Source organism: Acinetobacter sp. AS167 (assembly GCF_037152175.1).
Classification (GTDB): domain Bacteria; phylum Pseudomonadota; class Gammaproteobacteria; order Pseudomonadales; family Moraxellaceae; genus Acinetobacter.
On sequence record NZ_JBBCMP010000006.1, the window covers coordinates 1 to 17,263 of the forward strand.

The 17,263-nt window shown below is 35.9% G+C and carries 11 protein-coding genes and 1 pseudogene; 3 read left to right on the forward strand and 9 right to left on the reverse strand.

Annotated elements, in window-relative coordinates; all coding sequences use genetic code 11:
* From WFN33_RS11505 to WFN33_RS11545, 9 genes are all read right to left on the reverse strand, one after another.
* Positions 1 to 3,406, reverse strand: a 3,406-nt coding sequence (locus WFN33_RS11505) for an AHH domain-containing protein (RefSeq protein WP_442892799.1), incomplete at its 3' end; no start/stop codon positions are given.
* A gap of 36 nt (positions 3,407 to 3,442) precedes the next feature.
* The gene (locus tag WFN33_RS11510) at positions 3,443 to 4,150 is read right to left on the reverse strand and encodes a hypothetical protein (RefSeq protein ID WP_336953269.1); all 708 of its coding nucleotides are present in this window, start codon (positions 4,148 to 4,150) and stop codon (positions 3,443 to 3,445) included.
* Between the two features lie 202 nt (positions 4,151 to 4,352).
* Complete coding sequence (locus tag WFN33_RS11515) at positions 4,353 to 4,916, reverse strand: TetR/AcrR family transcriptional regulator (protein WP_336953271.1); 564 nt, start codon at positions 4,914 to 4,916, stop codon at positions 4,353 to 4,355.
* Positions 4,917 to 5,553: 637 nt separating this feature from the next.
* Positions 5,554 to 6,045 carry a flavin reductase gene (locus WFN33_RS11520; RefSeq protein ID WP_004722874.1) on the reverse strand — a complete coding sequence of 164 codons (492 nt, stop codon included), beginning with the start codon at positions 6,043 to 6,045 and terminating at the stop codon, positions 5,554 to 5,556.
* A 195-nt stretch (positions 6,046 to 6,240) separates the two neighbouring features.
* Positions 6,241 to 7,269 (reverse strand): methionine synthase, encoded by a 1,029-nt coding sequence (locus WFN33_RS11525; RefSeq protein WP_336953273.1) that lies wholly within the window; start codon positions 7,267 to 7,269, stop codon positions 6,241 to 6,243.
* A 28-nt stretch (positions 7,270 to 7,297) separates the two neighbouring features.
* Positions 7,298 to 8,275, reverse strand: coding sequence for a DUF1852 domain-containing protein (locus tag WFN33_RS11530; RefSeq protein ID WP_034610135.1), 978 nt, complete (start codon positions 8,273 to 8,275; stop codon positions 7,298 to 7,300).
* Between the two features lie 670 nt (positions 8,276 to 8,945).
* Positions 8,946 to 9,659 (reverse strand): hypothetical protein, encoded by a 714-nt coding sequence (locus WFN33_RS11535; RefSeq protein WP_336953276.1) that lies wholly within the window; start codon positions 9,657 to 9,659, stop codon positions 8,946 to 8,948.
* Positions 9,646 to 11,259, reverse strand: a complete 1,614-nt coding sequence (locus WFN33_RS11540; protein WP_336953277.1) for a glycoside hydrolase family 19 protein — start codon at positions 11,257 to 11,259, stop codon at positions 9,646 to 9,648. Before WFN33_RS11540 ends, WFN33_RS11535 begins: the two co-directional genes overlap by 14 nt.
* Positions 11,260 to 11,261: 2 nt before the next feature.
* The gene (locus tag WFN33_RS11545) at positions 11,262 to 14,150 is read right to left on the reverse strand and encodes a type VI secretion system Vgr family protein (RefSeq protein ID WP_336953279.1); all 2,889 of its coding nucleotides are present in this window, start codon (positions 14,148 to 14,150) and stop codon (positions 11,262 to 11,264) included.
* A 622-nt stretch (positions 14,151 to 14,772) separates the two neighbouring features.
* On the opposite strand from WFN33_RS11545, the gene WFN33_RS11550 reads away from it, so the two are divergent.
* From WFN33_RS11550 to rluB, 3 genes and pseudogenes are all read left to right on the forward strand, one after another.
* Complete coding sequence (locus tag WFN33_RS11550) at positions 14,773 to 15,564, forward strand: segregation and condensation protein A (protein WP_336953281.1); 792 nt, start codon at positions 14,773 to 14,775, stop codon at positions 15,562 to 15,564.
* Positions 15,561 to 16,151 carry an SMC-Scp complex subunit ScpB gene (gene scpB / locus WFN33_RS11555; protein ID WP_336953283.1) on the forward strand — a complete coding sequence of 197 codons (591 nt, stop codon included), beginning with the start codon at positions 15,561 to 15,563 and terminating at the stop codon, positions 16,149 to 16,151. The genes WFN33_RS11550 and scpB overlap by 4 nt, the downstream gene beginning before the upstream one ends.
* Positions 16,152 to 16,192: 41 nt before the next feature.
* Positions 16,193 to 17,086 (forward strand): annotated as a pseudogene (rluB, locus tag WFN33_RS11560) (23S rRNA pseudouridine(2605) synthase RluB); the annotation flags it as partial.
* Positions 17,087 to 17,263: the final 177 nt, after the last annotated feature.

Consider the following 17,263-nt stretch of genomic DNA (forward strand, 5'->3'; position numbering starts at 1 on the left):
CTTTTGTGAATTTAACATCTGCAAAGTTAACATCAGTGAACTTCAGAATGTCTTCACCTACTAGGCCTGCACTATAATCTGAAACTGTATCTTGACCATGTCCTTTCGAGAAGATGTAGGTATCACCTTGATACCCTCCATCTAAATAGTCATTCCCCGTTCCACCAATTAAAGTGTCTGCACCTGAACCACCATAAAGCTTGTCATTACCTGAACCTCCAGATAGTGTATCAACCCCATCAGCACCATTTAGAGTATCATCACCTGCACCACCTAACAGGATTTCTGACTTAGATGTTCCATTTATAACATCTATACCATTAGTGCCAGCAAGATATACAAATGCTGTTGAATATTTAGCAAGGAAACTATTGATTTCAACTAATGTACTATCATCAAATTTTTCATAATTCTCAAAAATAAGTGATTGAAGACCATCGAATCCTTTCTTAGGAATATCACTATACACATTCGAAATATGATCAGTAAATTCAATTAATTCAATAAAAGTATTCTTAGTATCAGATGAGAATTTTGTCTCAAATAATGGCTCAACATTTTTAAAATTCTGAATATATCCAATGTCACCGTTATCTTTTAAAATCCATTCTTTTTCTATTTGATCAGCATAATTCTGATAAATTGCAGTTTGCCCATAAAGACCTTTATAAATAGAGAAAGTAATATCATCATAAATATTATTAATTGCTTTAGTTGTCTTGATAATATCGTCTTCGCGGATATAAAAAAGCTTTTCTGTCTTAGTTCCCATAAAGGAATCAATAACACCAACTTTAGATTTAGCTGCATTAAAAGCAGATTGAGTTGCTGGATCAACCTTATCAAAACTAATCGTTGGGCCTCTGTTTCCACCAGCAATACCTACACCTTGCCCATTCGAACTTACCATTGACTCCCATAATCCTTCTGTATATTCATGGTATGAAGGATCAGTTTTAGCCCATGCTTTTAATATGGCAGGTAATAATTCTCTTTGTGCTTCCGTTGTTTGTGCAGACTCATACTGTCTTACAAGTTGTTCGAGATTAGATGATTGAGCCATTGCTTCGTGGAGATCACGAACTCGACCATACCCTTTTAAATCTGGCAGATCTTCGATTTCTTTGCTTACTTCTACTTTATTTGTGAACTCACTATAAATTGAATCAAAACTAAAATTAACATCTCCCATAGTATGGGTAGTGCCATCCATTTTCTCATAAGAGCCAACTTGAGTAAGGATGTTGTTTCCTGCCAAAGTTGTATTTGTATCCTTATAATTTACATTTAAAGACTTAATCCCTAAATCGGTTAGACTAAACAATTCATTTTCTTGGCTTTTACCATCTTGATTTAGATCTCTCCAAACTTTCAGTTTATTAAAATCTTCGTCCGTAGCATCAACTTTTCCATTCTTATCTGTATCTAAATCAGCTAAAGCATCAAATCCATGTTTCGCTTTTTCACCATTTTTAAGACTTGTGTTATCACCAAAGACTTCTGTGCCATCATTAATGATACCATCTCCATTACGGTCTAAAACCAGTAATCCATCATGTGGACTTACCCAACCCGTAGCAGTCTTAAGCCCATCAGCATCATTATCAAACAATGCACCATTCAGCTTATTGTGTGCAACTGTTTCAATACCATCGCCATCTAAATCCAAGATAAGAGGGTCATAGTAGTAATGATGCCCTTCACGGTTTAGACCAAACCAATCTTTTATAAAATCAGGAGTTACGTCATCAACCCATTTTGAAATATTATTTGGATCGAATAATTTATCTAACCCAAAAGGTAAGTCGATACCATTTTCAGCAATATGATTATAAAGTTTATATAAAAGTTCCCCTACAGCTTTCCCTCCCTGATAAGCACCGTATAAGAGAATACCCGCTAAAACCACCTCGCCCAATACTGGAACACCAAGCAACCCAGCGATCACAGGCACTAACTCTGCCCCAGCAGCAAATATGACTGTTCCAATGACGGCTTGAGGTCCATATTCTTGTGCTTGTTCTTGAAATGGTTTCCAATTACCAGTCTCTAGACCAACAACTAATCCTTCAAAGGTATTATTCAGAAAATCGGCTGCCATAACACTTGCGCCAACCTTTCCACCAATCAAGCTGTCACTTAAATATTTTCCTAAATTGTTCGCCATTTCAGGATTAAGTTTAATTTGCCCATTTTCGACTTGTAGCATGTTATTTTTAATAATTTGCTGTGTATCTTGTCGAATCGTTTCAATAGCTCCATTTACAACACGCATTGATTTATCTAAAGCATCTGCTAGCGGTTGTAAATCCACATTGACATATCCACCTTGTGATCCAAACTTAGTACCAATCTTTGTATCTACTATTATAGATTCTTTAGTTCCCTGAATTTTTGTAATTTCTGCATCAATAATGACTTTTTCTGCTTGTAGCCTAGAAATTTCATTTTGGATATTTGATTTTTCAGTGTCAGAAAGTGCATTATTTTTTAAGGATTCTGTGAGTTGATTTGTTTTTTGTTCATTTTGATTGAGATCAGCAGATGAATTCACCAACTTTTCATAAACACCAGAAGGTGGCTTATCTGTAATACCATTTACATAAGCTTTAGCATGGGTATAGTTTTCTATAATTATTTTTTTATTAGTGTCACTAAGACTACGATCCCCATTAATTAATTTTTCCAAATCATTTCTCATCGCTTCCGTTAAAGGAATTGAATCGTAAGATTGGTTTTTTATAATCTCAATAGCTTCAGCTATAGCTGTTTTGGTAAACTCCACATTTCCAGCACTTGTCTTACCTTCGTTATTAACTGTTACAGTTTCATTTGCCACTTTTGCATATTTTATGTCATTTTCAGCAAATGTTTCTAATCGTGTTTCTGCCTGTTTAAAACGCTCTGAATCGGCATTTTTTAATTGCTCTACCGTTATGGCATGTTGATCTAAATAATTATTGATACTTTGTTTAGCAATGTCTTTATCGCCATTTAAGATAATTTCACCACTAACCAACCCTTCTCTAAGAGTTACCTGCAAATCAATAATTGCTAGTTTTTTTTGATCGACCGTTAAATCACCATCAATAATAATTTCTTTAACCCATTGTTTAACAGCCTTATTATATTCAGGATGCTGAGTATAATGCTGTGATGCACCAATCGGAATCTCAGATATAGGGTGTCCACTGTCTTGTAAAGCTTTAGCCATCTCTGCACGATCAGCATCAGAATATAAAGCAATTCGATTATTAAATGATTGTAAAGCTGTATTCTTATAGGTTTTATCTGTAACTTGTGATGTATCACTCCCTAAAAGATCATTTAATTCTTTCTTAAATTCACTATTAAAGAGTTCAACGGGTAAAATATGGTGGACTTGGAAAGAAGGTGAAGAAGCCATATGTATTGTTCCTAATTTTTTATTTTCTAATTGTTTTTATTTAAGATCACATAAAAATAATTGCCATGCATCACTCAATTGAGCTTCATCTAAAGCTTTCTTAAGTTCATCAGACATAAAAATTGAATTATCAAGCTCAGGATCTCTCCATAAATCAATATCGCATTCAACAGCCTCTTTTTTTATGGCAATAGCATGATCTGCATAGTCCGCATGGTATAACTCAAAAAGTTGATAACCGTTATGTCGAGTATTTCTATATTTTGTTAATTCTTCTGTGCAATATTCAGGACGTAAATAACTTCTTAATTCGGTAATATTGAAAAAATAATAGGTTAGATCATTTACCAACTCATTGAGCTGAATATCAAAAAAAGATAAAGGGTAGAGTGCATTTCCTCCTAAACGAAACTTTTTTAGTACATTGGCGCACTCTTCAGTAAGAATAACAAAGCCATCTTGGGTACGGAAAAAACTGGGTAATTTAACTGTTTTACTAAAACCATGTGCATACAAAATAGTCGGTACATTAGCAGGGTCTAGCCTTTCACCTTTATGATATCGTTTAATTATTTCTATACTCTTTTGAGTCATTTCTTTTTTTTTCTCTTTTTCTTCTGCTGTTGCTTCTGCCCTGTTTAGTTTATTAAACTCTGGATAATCAAATAACCCTGGAAAAGTTAACTCAAATACCCGATAGTTTTCATCAAACATAATCGTTGTTGTCCATACATTATTAGACATATTTTCCTCTTTTAAGTTTTAGTAAAGTTAGTTCTGAAATATTAACATTAAGCACATTTTTATAGGATGAAAATTCCAGTTCAACGACAAAATTTGTCGTACAAAAAACAGCCTTTCAGTTTCACTAACTTATTATCTTAAATGCATACAGAGAATTTATTAATAAATAATGAAATGATTTTAAATATTATTTACACAAAATCTAAAATGGCGACCCCAACCCATCCAAAAAACACCCCACTAACCTTTCTCGATCATCCACACTATTTTCACCCTGAAGCTGAACCATTGCCCCATCAATCACAAACAAAAACATATGTGCATCTTGTTTTGAGGCATTCACATTGCTGGTTAAAAGCAATTTATAAATTTCATCAATTAACCAGCTTCGGTATTCAACCACGATTTGATAAGCATTGGGATAGCGTTTTTCAATTTCAAAAATAGCCTTAAATAATAAATGGTACAGCCCTTCAACATCGGCATGTAAAAAGAAAATTCGCTTAAGTTTTTCAAAAACGGTAAGGTCTTTCCGCCTATAAATTAGCACAAACACTTCTTCTTTCAATGTGGCTTTTTGAAAGGTTAAACTCCTCTCAATCAAACTTTCTTTAGAATGAAAGTATTTATAAAACGTTGCTTTGGTAGTTTTAGCAGATTCAACAATACGGTTTATCCCGACATGATGAAAACCGTATGTATTAAAGAGTTTTCGGGAGGACTCGAGCACCCTTAAAGCTAGAAATGAAATATATAAATTTGACATATATTTTCCATATAAATCATTTTTTTAATTAAATAAGATAAAGTCACTCTCGATCTTGTTATAAGCAAAAAAGCATGCAACGGCTTCAAAAGGTAACCAGAATGAATCTCAAGTTTTATTGTTGATATTTTGAGGTATAACCAGCCAATGCCAAAAAACCCAAAGGCTGTTCAACCGTACTAAACACTAATCTGATGGGGTATGAATAAAATACATGGCCAACTCCTGAACAATTCAAAATTCTGCCAATGTATAAAAATTATGGTGGCAGAACGAAAGAGGGTTAGCAGACTGAACCTAAGAATCAGTACACCCGAAGGTGTCCCCCTCCCGTCCAACCGCAACAAAAGGGGGACGAACGAGTCTACATCAAAAAAACAAGTTTTTTCAATGCACTTAGGCAGCGGTCTGCTAAAACCGACTGGCAATGTAGGCCAGCCAGCAAAGAATAATCGGAGATTTTTAGGGTGTCAATGTCATATTTTGTGCAAAAAATTAAAATTATTATTATTTTTCAAGTAATTAAATAATTGATTATGATTGCTTTAAACAAGCCTATTCGGTCAATTCAACAGATCAACACGCCTTATTATTTTTTAGCTCTGGCATAAGGGGTAAACGCAAAAGCAAACTGGCTTTAAGCAACCTCGGTCTGCCCAACATGATGATAAGAACGATTAAAATAAACTAAGCTTTGATCATGTTCACTTTGTTGAATCGCCACGATACGACAAATAAAAATCGTATGTGTTCCAACTTCCTGAATTTGCTCAATCTCACAATCAAAATTCACCAAAGCATCATCTAAAACCGGTGCGCCAGTTTCTAATTCTGTCCAAACGCCATGTTTAAATCGTTCTTCTGGGCTTAATTTAGACGAAAACGCTTTAGAAATATGCTGATGATGTGCACTTAAAACATTTACAGTTAAAATTTTATTTTCAACAAAATGCACATGCGAACTCGCCGCTTTATTCATACAGACCAATAAAGTCGGAGGCGAATCCGTCACACTACATACGGCAGACGCAGTAAATCCATAACGACCAGACAAACCTGTCGTGGTAATGACACTGACTGCACTGGTCAACAAAGACATTGCATTTCTAAAGTCTGTTGCTTCAATCATTTCATTGTTCCTAAATTGAACCGTACTTTTTTAGATTTAGCATTACCCTGCTATTCCGTCATGTAGGCACTGCATCTGGATGAGTTTCTCAGTAGAACTGACGTTCTCTAAATTGTGATCAGGGTTTCCAGTTGGGTCTTGGATATCCATTCACCCAAACAGGTCACCCTTTTTACACCACAATATCGTTGAATACTAGCGGCTAAGTTCTTGACGAACGATTTCTGCGCCAGCACTTAAAGCATTAAGTTTGCCTCTTGCAACTTCACGAGATAAAGGAGCCATACCACAGTTAGTCGATGGATAAAGCTTATCCGCATCGACAAACTGAAGTGCTTTTCGTAATGTGTTGGCAACTTCTTCTGCTGTCTCAATGGTATTGGTTGCCACATCAATAGCACCAACCATTACTTTCTTACCACGAATCAATTCGATCAGATCCATTGGCACACGAGAGTTTTGGCATTCTAAAGACACGATATCAATTTTAGATTGTTGAAGTTTAGGGAATGCTTCTTCATATTGGCGCCATTCTGAACCTAAAGTCTTTTTCCAATCTGTATTGGCTTTGATACCATAGCCATAGCAAATATGCACCGCAGTTTCACATTTAAGCCCTTCAAGCGCTCTTTCTAACGTCGCAACACCCCAGTCGTTGACTTCATCAAAAAACACATTAAATGCAGGTTCATCAAATTGGATAATATCCACACCCGCAGCTTCTAACTCTTTGGCTTCTTCATTGAGGATTTTGGCAAATTCCCAAGCAAGTTTTTCACGACTTTTATAATGCGCATCATACAACGTATCAATCATGGTCATTGGACCAGGCAACGCCCATTTAATCGGTTGATTGGTTTGTTGACGTAAAAACTTGGCATCATCAACAAAAACAGGCTTTTGACGAGATACCGCACCGACAACAGTTGGTACGCTTGCATCATAGCGATTACGAATGCGTACAGTCTCACGTTTCTCAAAATCAACACCATTCAGATGTTCAATAAAGGTGGTGACAAAGTGTTGGCGCGTTTGTTCACCATCACTGACAATATCGATCCCAGCGTGTTGTTGCTCTTGCAATGACAAGCGTAAAGCATCTTGTTTGCCTTCAATTAATTGCTCATCTTGTAATTTCCAAGGTGACCAAAGTTTTTCAGGCTCAGCAAGCCAAGAAGGTTTTGGTAAGCTGCCAGCAGTTGAAGTTGGTAATAATATTTTCATAATCAATAATCTTGTCTATCTAGGTAAATTAAGCAACGTAATTTGCAGACCACTGCTCAAGGATATGTTTGTATGGCTTGATGAACTGCTCTTCAGTAAATTTCCCTTGCTTAATCGCCAACTGGCCACGCTCTTCTCGGTCATACACAATACGAGTTAGTGAATAATCCTGATGCTTTAAACTTGGTTGGTAAGATTTACCTGCCACAGAATTTGCGTTGTAAATCTCAGGTCGGTAAATCTTCTGGAAAGTTTCCATGGTGCTAATAGTACCGATCAACTCAAGGTTAGTGTAATCACTCAACAAATCACCACGGAAGTAAAATGCCAAAGGCGCAACACTATTAGGCGGCATAAAATAACGAACCTGCAAACCCATTTTTCCGAAGTATTCATCTGTTAACGAATATTCATCTTGTAGATATTCAACACCCAATACTGGATGCACATTTGCAGTACGGTGATACACCTTGCTACTTGAAACACTAAGACAAATCACAGGTGATTTTTTAAAGTTTTCTTTATACGCATTTGAATTTACAAATGCGTTGAAAATCTTCCCATGAAGCTCGCCATAGTTTTCTGGCAGGCTAAATTGATCTTTATTTTTATTATGTTCTAACAGCAATACACTAAAATCATAATCACGCACATAAGAAGAAAAATTGTTGCCCACAATACCTTCAATACGTTGATTATTTTTGTGATCAACAATATTGGTTTTCAATATTTCAATCGTAGGGAAAGTCTCACCGTTGCCTTCGATATCAATATCAACTGAAATGATTTCTAACTCAACAGAATAACGATCTGCTTCTGGATTATCCCAATGCGCTAAGGCATTAAAACGATTGTCAATCATCGTTAGGGTATTGCGCAGATTGTCATGGCGACTCTCACCTCTTGCTAAATTGGCAAAGTTGGTTGTGATACGCGTATTATTAGAGGGATGATAGTTTTCGTCGAAACTAATGCTCTTAATCGTAAATGTAAAATCTTTACTCATGATGATCTGATACCCTATTTTCTGAAATAAACCTGAATTTTTTTCATGCTCTTTCTGAACCATCCAATTTATCTTTGGATCTATCCAGTCAATAGTATTTTCCGTATTTTCTGATTTGTACTTAGTCGTTCAATTCAGAATCAACGATAATTTTGTCTATCGTGAAGCGCTTGGTGTAATTTATACCGCAATCCGCACATGAATAAAAATGATATAATTTCACAAAAAAGTGAACCAAATTCATGTTTAAGAGTGAGTAACATGAATAAATGGATTGTGAGGCTTGGATGTTTGATCAAAACTCAATAGATGAGTAATCAAAAATGCTGTTAAAAGTGTATATAAACAAACTGATCTGATTGCCAATGTGTTGGGCTTTATTGTGTTGGTTGCTATTTAGCTTATTGCTTAGATTAGGAAATTGAGAAGAAATGAAGATCGAAAGTATTTTTTAGATTGATCAGTTAAGTTTTTCTATTGTTGGACTGTTGGGTAACTGCCGTTGGCAAAAAATCATCATCTAATAATGACTTATACTCATCATTTAATAGCCTCTTTATAAATATTAAATTTCTTAAAAGCAGCCAGCTCGATAAATATCAATTAAAATTATATGGTTATGGTAAATATTTTTTGATGATGAATCCCAAACGTAATTATGACTAAACTCCTAAAAAATATCAGATAATTTAATATATCCTTCTGTTGTCTTAGTTTTTCCATAATATTCAACATGAAGGTATAATGAGTCACTATTTTTAATAATATTCTTTATTGTTACTTTATCATTTTTTACAATATAAGCCTTTGTTTTTATATAATTTTTATCAAGAAAAAACACTTTAGGTAAATTTATTTTTATATTTTTTACTGTTTGATTTGAATTGTCTTTTAGAGAGTAAATAGTTGATTTATTATAATAAATAACACTTAGGTTAAGATTATCACTTAATGTTTTTAGTTCTTCTTGCAAAGAATATCTATCATTTTTCAACTTGTATATACGTGTGTAACTTATAGAACCATCTTTAAACCTTTCAATAATTTGTTTTTTATCATTTATAACTTCTGGATCGTATAATGGACTCAAATAAAACTTATGAGCTTTATTATTTGATATATCGAATATTTGATACTTTCCACTAGGATTGCAATCATCTGTATAGTTTACAAACAAATATTTCCTTTTATCATTCGTTAAACTCTCCACAGAAAAAGCATCTTTATCAAAACAATAATTAGCATCATCAAATAGGAAAATTTTCAGGGAACCCTGTTTAAAATAAACTTTATGATTATCCTTTACTAGGCTATCACTATCAGCAAAAGTTAGTGGTGGACATAAAAGAGCTACTGTTAAAAAGATTTTTTTACTTAAACCCATTTCTTTTCTCAACTTCTCTTAATATTTTCAAAAATAAACTTTTCCGCTCAGCTAAACCTACTGTACCACCATTAATCCTTCTGCTTACTTTATCTACAACTTGTAAATGATGAGAATTGGTATAAGTCCCATTTAAGTCACTATATCCTTTCCGAACCAAATTATCCGCATTTTTAAATTCATTAAAAGCCCATACAGCACTTTCAACAGCATGAAAAAGATCGTTACAAAGTAAATCCGGATTTGTTACCACATCAAGTCCTGAATAGTTTTTATATAAAATATATGCACTTTTCCACGTTAATTGAATTAAACCTCGCCCTCTATATTTTGGTCCATCACCCGGCGTAGTATTACCTTCTTTTATTATTTGTTTACGCCTTCTACACGCTCTACTTTTTGGAATATCACATACAGATGGAGGAAAAGTTGAAATGTCGTAATCTCTCCCACTCGCATACTCGATTAATGTATAAAAATGATCACATTCATGGTAGATCTGAGCAAGAAAATGACAAAGCATAAGCTTGTCTGTCATTTTATATTTTAGTAATCCCTTATTTAAGGCGAGTACAAATTGTTCAGGAGTTGTATTCTGTGTCGGTTTACCGTTCATTCCTTCTTTCCAAAATAACTTTCGAGAACCATATACCTCCTTAAAAAAGCTTAAAGAAATTATTTCTCCTGAAATACTATCCTCTATACGTCTAGGAATATTAGGATCATTTGTTGCTGTTCTTCCATTCAAAATATCTACACTTAATTGTAAATCAATAAATTCCTCTTTAACTCTTCTGACCATAAAGCTAACAGAATCTAAAGGAGTTCCATCTGGTTTTAAAATGATTAATTTAATTTTTTGACCAACCCAGTTAATTAACTTTAATTGTCCATTTTTAACTTTAAGATTCTTTTTTTGATTATTGTTAAAAATCATCTCAACATCGACATCATTAACTGCATAACGCTGTCCTGATTTATCTAATACTTTTATTAATGTAACACCTTTAAAGCGATCATATGGTTCATTTAGTTTGAGTAATATTGGTTGCTTTATCCCATTTCCTGAGTTCCCAGAAAACTTAAGCTGAAATTGATCAGTTGATGTAAGTACTAAAACTTCAATATCTCGATTCGCAGATGATAGAACTTCTACTATTCCTTGGCTATTTGTATATTTATCTGGAGAGTTTCCTTTTCCTTTTGGTCTAGATTGAATCGGAAAATTAACCATAACTTTTCCATTACTATCAACAACTTTAAATAAAGTACTAACTATTCCTTTGTTCGTAGAAGACCTATTGCTTTGTTTATATTCGTCAATCGTCTTTGGCAATTGAATTCTAATAGGATTATCTTCAGATGATATTACAGAAGAATTGATTGTTTTAAAAACAGTATAACTTTGCTGATTAGGTGGTTGAACAAGAATTTCAATCGTTCTATTTGGTGAAGCTTGAAATACAAACAAGCCATGCGAATTCGTTTTCTGAAGATTCTCTTTAGATGACCCCTTATATTTAGATTTGACACTTAAATTGACTACATATTTCCCAGAACTATCAAAGAATTTTACTGTAATTGTTTTTAATTCAGACATTACTAAAAATCCTCTTCAGAATAAACATCATCACCGTTCGATAATGCTTCATCTAATAATTCATCTATATTTTCTCCATCTAATCGTTTTTGCACTAAAGAAACATATGATGAATCAAACCCTAATGCAATAAAATCAGTTTCTTCAGGTGTATAAAAGCGTAAAGAACTCATATTATTTTTATCATTCAATTTATCAATTTTAGATTTTATTAAATAATTATTATGTTTATTTAGAACAAAAATTTCCTTGTCATTACCAATATTGTCACTCCAGTTATAATCAATTTTATTACTGTAAAGTGTTCTAGGTGTTGGTAAACTTACTTTAAAATTAGGTACATGTACTCCTCCTTCAAACTTCTGCTGCCCCGACTTCACCTCAAACAATCCTGATGTTGTCGCAAACACACCTGAACCATTGATCCTTACCTCAGAAGTGTCCCCAACCAGTCGAATCTCTTTAGGGCTTATGATATAAACTGCATCTTCAGTTGAAGTAATTTGGATGTCTTTACGTGCAATGACATCAGCACCATCACCCTGAGCTTGAATTTCAACTTTACCTTTTCCTGCAAATAACCTTGCGCCTTCTTGTGCTGCAAACAAACTGATCTTGTTTTGTACATGCGCTAAGAAGCTCTTTTGAGTGCTTAGATTAATACTGTCGCCTGCGCTATGACTAATTTGCCCATCTGCTGAAAGATGAATATCTTCATTACTGGTAAGCGCAATTGAGTTTGGTGAAGCCAATATCATTAACGCCTGTTTAAACGCCTCGGCTTGGTTCTTAGCTTCATCTGAGTCATCTTTTTCCAAAGCAGAAATAAACGATTTCAAATGATCTAAGTTTTCTAAAGGATCAGTCTTTTGGTTCTTGGCAATATCACTCAATGCTTTAGAGTTATTCAGACTACTTTCTAATTGATTTTTGCCTGCTGTCACATCAAGGTGATTGCCCGAAGCAGAATCCTGAGCATAAGTACTCAGTAGTAAACCTTGTCCTGCTCTTACTGCACCCCACTGGTCAGTTCTCAGCTCAAAGCCTTCACCTCGTCCTTCGCTGGTGTCTGTCTCTTTGGGATGACTTAAATTACCGAGGTTGAGTTGACTCATCCCATGACTGCTCTGTAACTGACTGCTGATTTGGCCAGTAGTATCGTCAAACCTCAGTTGATTGTAGCCACTGCCTTGATACTCTCGGCTTTTGATTCCTGCCAGTTTCTTGGTATCAGGCAGTTTGCCTTTGTCATCAAACTTGCTTGGATGACGTTGTGCTTCATGGATACGCCCAACCACAAATGGACGGTCAATGTTGCCATCAAAGAAATCAATCACAACAATTTCACCGATTCTCGGTAAGAATCGTGCCCCATAGCCTTCACCTGCCCATGGGGTCAGGACATCGACCCAAGCTGAATCTGTGTCATTGTCATTAGAACCCGCACCGCCATCATGGGTATTGTCTTCATTACGGCTAAACAGGAAGCGAACTTTGATACGCCCCCATTCATCGACATGAATTTCTTCTCCACTTGGCCCTACTACTTTGGCCCGTTGTGGTGATGCAATCGGTCGGTGTTGTAATGGGTTATAGGCTGGAACCGTGCTGATATTACGACGTTGAATGGTTAAATTACTGGCTTGACGTTCATCACTCGTGTTGCTGGTGATTTGACTTGTTTGCCAATTGCTTTGTTGGACTAAAGCGGTGACTTGATCGGTGAGATCTTTAGGTAAGTTATTTTGGTTATAAAAGCTTTTAGCCGTGATTAAAAATTCTTTGTCTGCACCTGAGTGTTGATCTATCTCAGGATGTTCATTCAGTTCAAACCAATAACCAACATGTGCATCGCGCACAGTTGACGTTGCTGTAAATTGTTTGGCTTGTGAATCATAATAGTTGCTGAGGTTTTGGTTAAACTTTTCAATCTGACTATTGCCCGATGGCGTGGCACCATCTTCGCCATTCAAGTCTTGAATCCATGCAGGGCTAAAGTGCCATGCTTGTTCTAAAGCTAAACTGGCATTGTCATAATTTTCACTATGGCTGTGTTTACTTTGGACACTGCCAGCGCCTTCATCAATATCCAATACATCAGCTTGCCAACGTTGGATATGCACCGAAGTCGGTTGAATGGAACGCTGACCAATAAAATTGGTAATTGAATCAGTTTTTTCTACGGCGCTGCTTCTATGGAAGCGAATATTGCGGCGTTCTAAGGCACTAAATTGTGAATTGTCATCGATTAAACGAAGCTTCTGTGCTTGAATTTGTTCTGTTGAGCTCGATACTTTAAGCTGAGCTTCATCGATCAACCAGTTAATCCCTTCACTTCTCATCAAACGGGTCAGGAAGTCAAAATCACTTTCAGATGCTTGCATAATGAATGGGCGCACATCATAGTCTTTGCTCAGTCCACTCTTATCTAATGTCAGACTTGAAGCAAATAGTGGGCTGCGCTGTACCCATTCTTGGAACACGGTCTGGATCACATCCACAACCGACTTATTCATAAATACTCTAGAGTTTCTACGGTGTTTCCAAAGTGCTGTTGGGTCTTCTACAGTCAAACGATAGATGGTAAGAGAACCATCAGATGCGCCAATATCGGCTTGGGTCACAATTCCTGAAATACGGGTTAATTCAGATTTATCTGTGACAATATCAATTGCAGCTTGCGTTCCAATAAAGCTTTTTAAAGGAATGTTTGCTGACGTTGAAAGACAGATGAGCTGAAGCCGAACACCTTCATTGATTTGATGTGTTCCATCAATACGTTGTAGGAATACTTGTTGGCTCAATGCCGAATTAGAAAATTGTACGTGGATCGCACGTTTTTGTGCTGATAATCCAAGCTGCTCCAAAGCAGAGTAAATATTGTTAGACATATTTTTTATACATAATCTTAATAATTAATATATATCTTTAAGTATATAACTATAAAAATCAACTTAATAACATTATTCTATTAATTTTTACTTAATAATTTTTAAAATTCCGTTCAATTTTTTATTAGCTACTTACTTCAATATTTATTGATATTCATATTTGAACTGCTTTGAAATCAATTGTACTCATACAGAATATTTCCTTTACTCAATTCATTTTAAATACAGTTTTATTAATTGAAAATTATATTTCTATCTCAGCCTTTATAGACAGTCCTAAGTAACAAAGCTCCTTAGTATTCAAACCCACCCAACATATAAAGTTGATCCACTTCACATTATGCTATTAAAATATGGATAAATTTTCTATTAAAAACATATAAAAATTTACATTAAAAATTATAAACTTAGCTTAGTTTAATCATCATAAAACAAAATATTCCCTATTTATTTTCAGGTTTTTTTATGGTTTTTATAATTAAACAATGTATTCCTCTTAACTTTTCCATTAAAATAAGCCAAATATCTTTTTGTAATTCGTCACCACCCTCTCCTATGTGCCTATTGAGTGGTAACACGAATAAAACATGCCTTTGAAAATTCGCGTGGCTAATAAACTGTAATGACTCAAGCAACTCAGCATCCTATGGAATCCATTTCCAACATCCGTGTATTGGATGAATGGCAAGAAGAAATTCCAGAGGATTTATATATTCCTCCTGCTGCATTCGAAATTCTGCTTGAACATTTCGAAGGACCACTCGACTTTTTAATTTATCTGATTCAAAAAAATGGTTTCGATCTTTTACAGTTAGATATTGCTCCGATTGCAACACAATATTTGTCTTATATGGACAGTATGAAATCGTTAAATATCGAGCTAACCGCAGACTATATGGTGATGGCAGCATTATTGGCAGATTTAAAATCTCGCTTGTTATTGCCAAAACCAAAAACTATTCATATTGAAAAAGATCCAAAACAGGAACTAATCGATCGCTTAGAAACCTATTTACGGATTAAAAAAGCAGCTGAACGTTTAGGCCAGATGCCAGTTTTAGACCGAGACACTTTTGCGACACATATTGCGATTGGTCATATTCCAAAAGTGTATGAAGGTTATGACGTTGAGATGCTAAAAGATGCCTTATATTGCATTTTTAACCGTCCTGAACCCGTAACCCATAAGATTGAACAAGAACCTGTACTTCTTGAAGAACGCATTGCTTATATCGAATATATGATTGAATCTGGAGAAGTTCTCAGTTTCCAAGAATTACTCAAGCCAAACCAAGGTCGAATGGGCATGGTGGTTACATTTATGGCAATCTTGGAGCTGACTCGTCAGCAAAAAGTCCAAATTATTTCTTCTGGTGTTGAAGCCCCGCTTGCAATTCAAGGAGCAACGGCATGACCATTGATCAAAATAATGCCTTTAATGTTGATGAATTACATCACGAAGTTCTGATGCAACTTGAAGCGATTATCTTTGCAAGTGATGCCCCTGTATCGCTTGCTCGCTTAAGAGAAGCATTTCAAAATCAGTATTCTAAACAACAGTTGCAACAGTATTTACAGCAATTGTCTGTGTTACAACATGGTCGTTCAATCGAACTTGTCGAAACAGCTCAAGGTTATCGTTTTCAAGTGCGGGCAAAATACCGCAACGTGATTGCGCAAGTTTGGCCAGATCGACCGACTCGATTATCGCCATCACTGTTAGAAACTGTTGCAGTGATCGCTTATCATCAGCCAGTAACCCGTGCTGATATTGAGCAAATACGAGGGGTTACAAATAATAGTCAAATACTCAGGACTTTGTTTGATTGGAACTGGATTAAAGAATCTGGTTACCGAGAACTCCCAGGTAGACCCGCGTTGTTAGTGACAACGCCACAATTTTTAAATGCTTTTGGTCTAGTGTCTTTAGATCAATTGCCTCCCCTACAGGATGCCAAGGAAGCTTTTATGATTTTGGATGCGCAAGCTGCCAAGTCTTAAATAGGTGCACTGTTGATGATTATTTCTAAGGTTATGCTGTCATGAGTGAAAAATTGCAAAAGGTACTCGCACGAGTGGGTTTGGGCTCTCGCCGTTATATGGAAGAGGTCATTGCCGCTGGTCGTGTAAGTGTCAATGGGCAGGTTGCTCAAGTGGGCGAACGTATTGAACCAGGTGATGAGCTTCGCATCGATGGTCGTAAAGTTCAGTTCCAAATTGAAGACGAAATTCGTCGTCGTGTATTGATTTACTACAAACCTGAAGGTGAAATCTGTTCTCGTAATGACCCAGAATCTCGCCCGACTGTGTTTGATAACTTACCCCCGATTTCCAATGACCGTTGGGTGATGGTAGGTCGTCTAGATATCAACTCAACAGGTTTATTACTTTTTACAAATGATGGTGAACTTGCCAATCGTTTAATGCATCCCTCAAATGAAATCGAACGTGAATATGCAGTTCGAGTCATGGGTGAAGTAACGCCTCAAATCAAAAACAACATGACAAATGGCGTTGTTTTAGATGATGGTCCAGCAAAATTTGAATCTTTCTCAGAAATTGGTGGTGAAGGAATCAATCGCTGGTACCAAGTCGTTGTAAAAGAAGGTCGTAACCGTGAGGTTCGCCGTATTTTTGAATCACAAGGTCTAAAAGTAAGTCGCTTGCTCCGTACTCGTTACGGCACTGTGATTTTGCCTCGTGAACTTCGTACAGGTCGTTGGATGGAACTTGATAAAACTGATATCGATAATTTAACCAAAGCTGTTGAACTTAAACCACGTCAAGGTACAGGTTTATTTGGTATGGCAAAACGTCGTACCGAACGTATGCAAGACAAACCTATGGCTGCGCGTCGTGGTGGATTCCTGCGTCAACAACGTCGTGATAGCGAAGGTGAAGAAGCTCACAACCATCAAAATGATCGTCGTGATTCTCAGCCAAGTGCAAACCAATATGGTCAAAACCGCACTGAAAACCGTACTGACAATCGCAATGAACGCTCAGACAACCGCTTTAATAAAGCACGTTCTGGTGGCAACAGCTACAACAATGACCGTGCGGACAACCGTGGTAATAGTTTTAATAGCAACCGTTCTGAAAACCGTTATGGC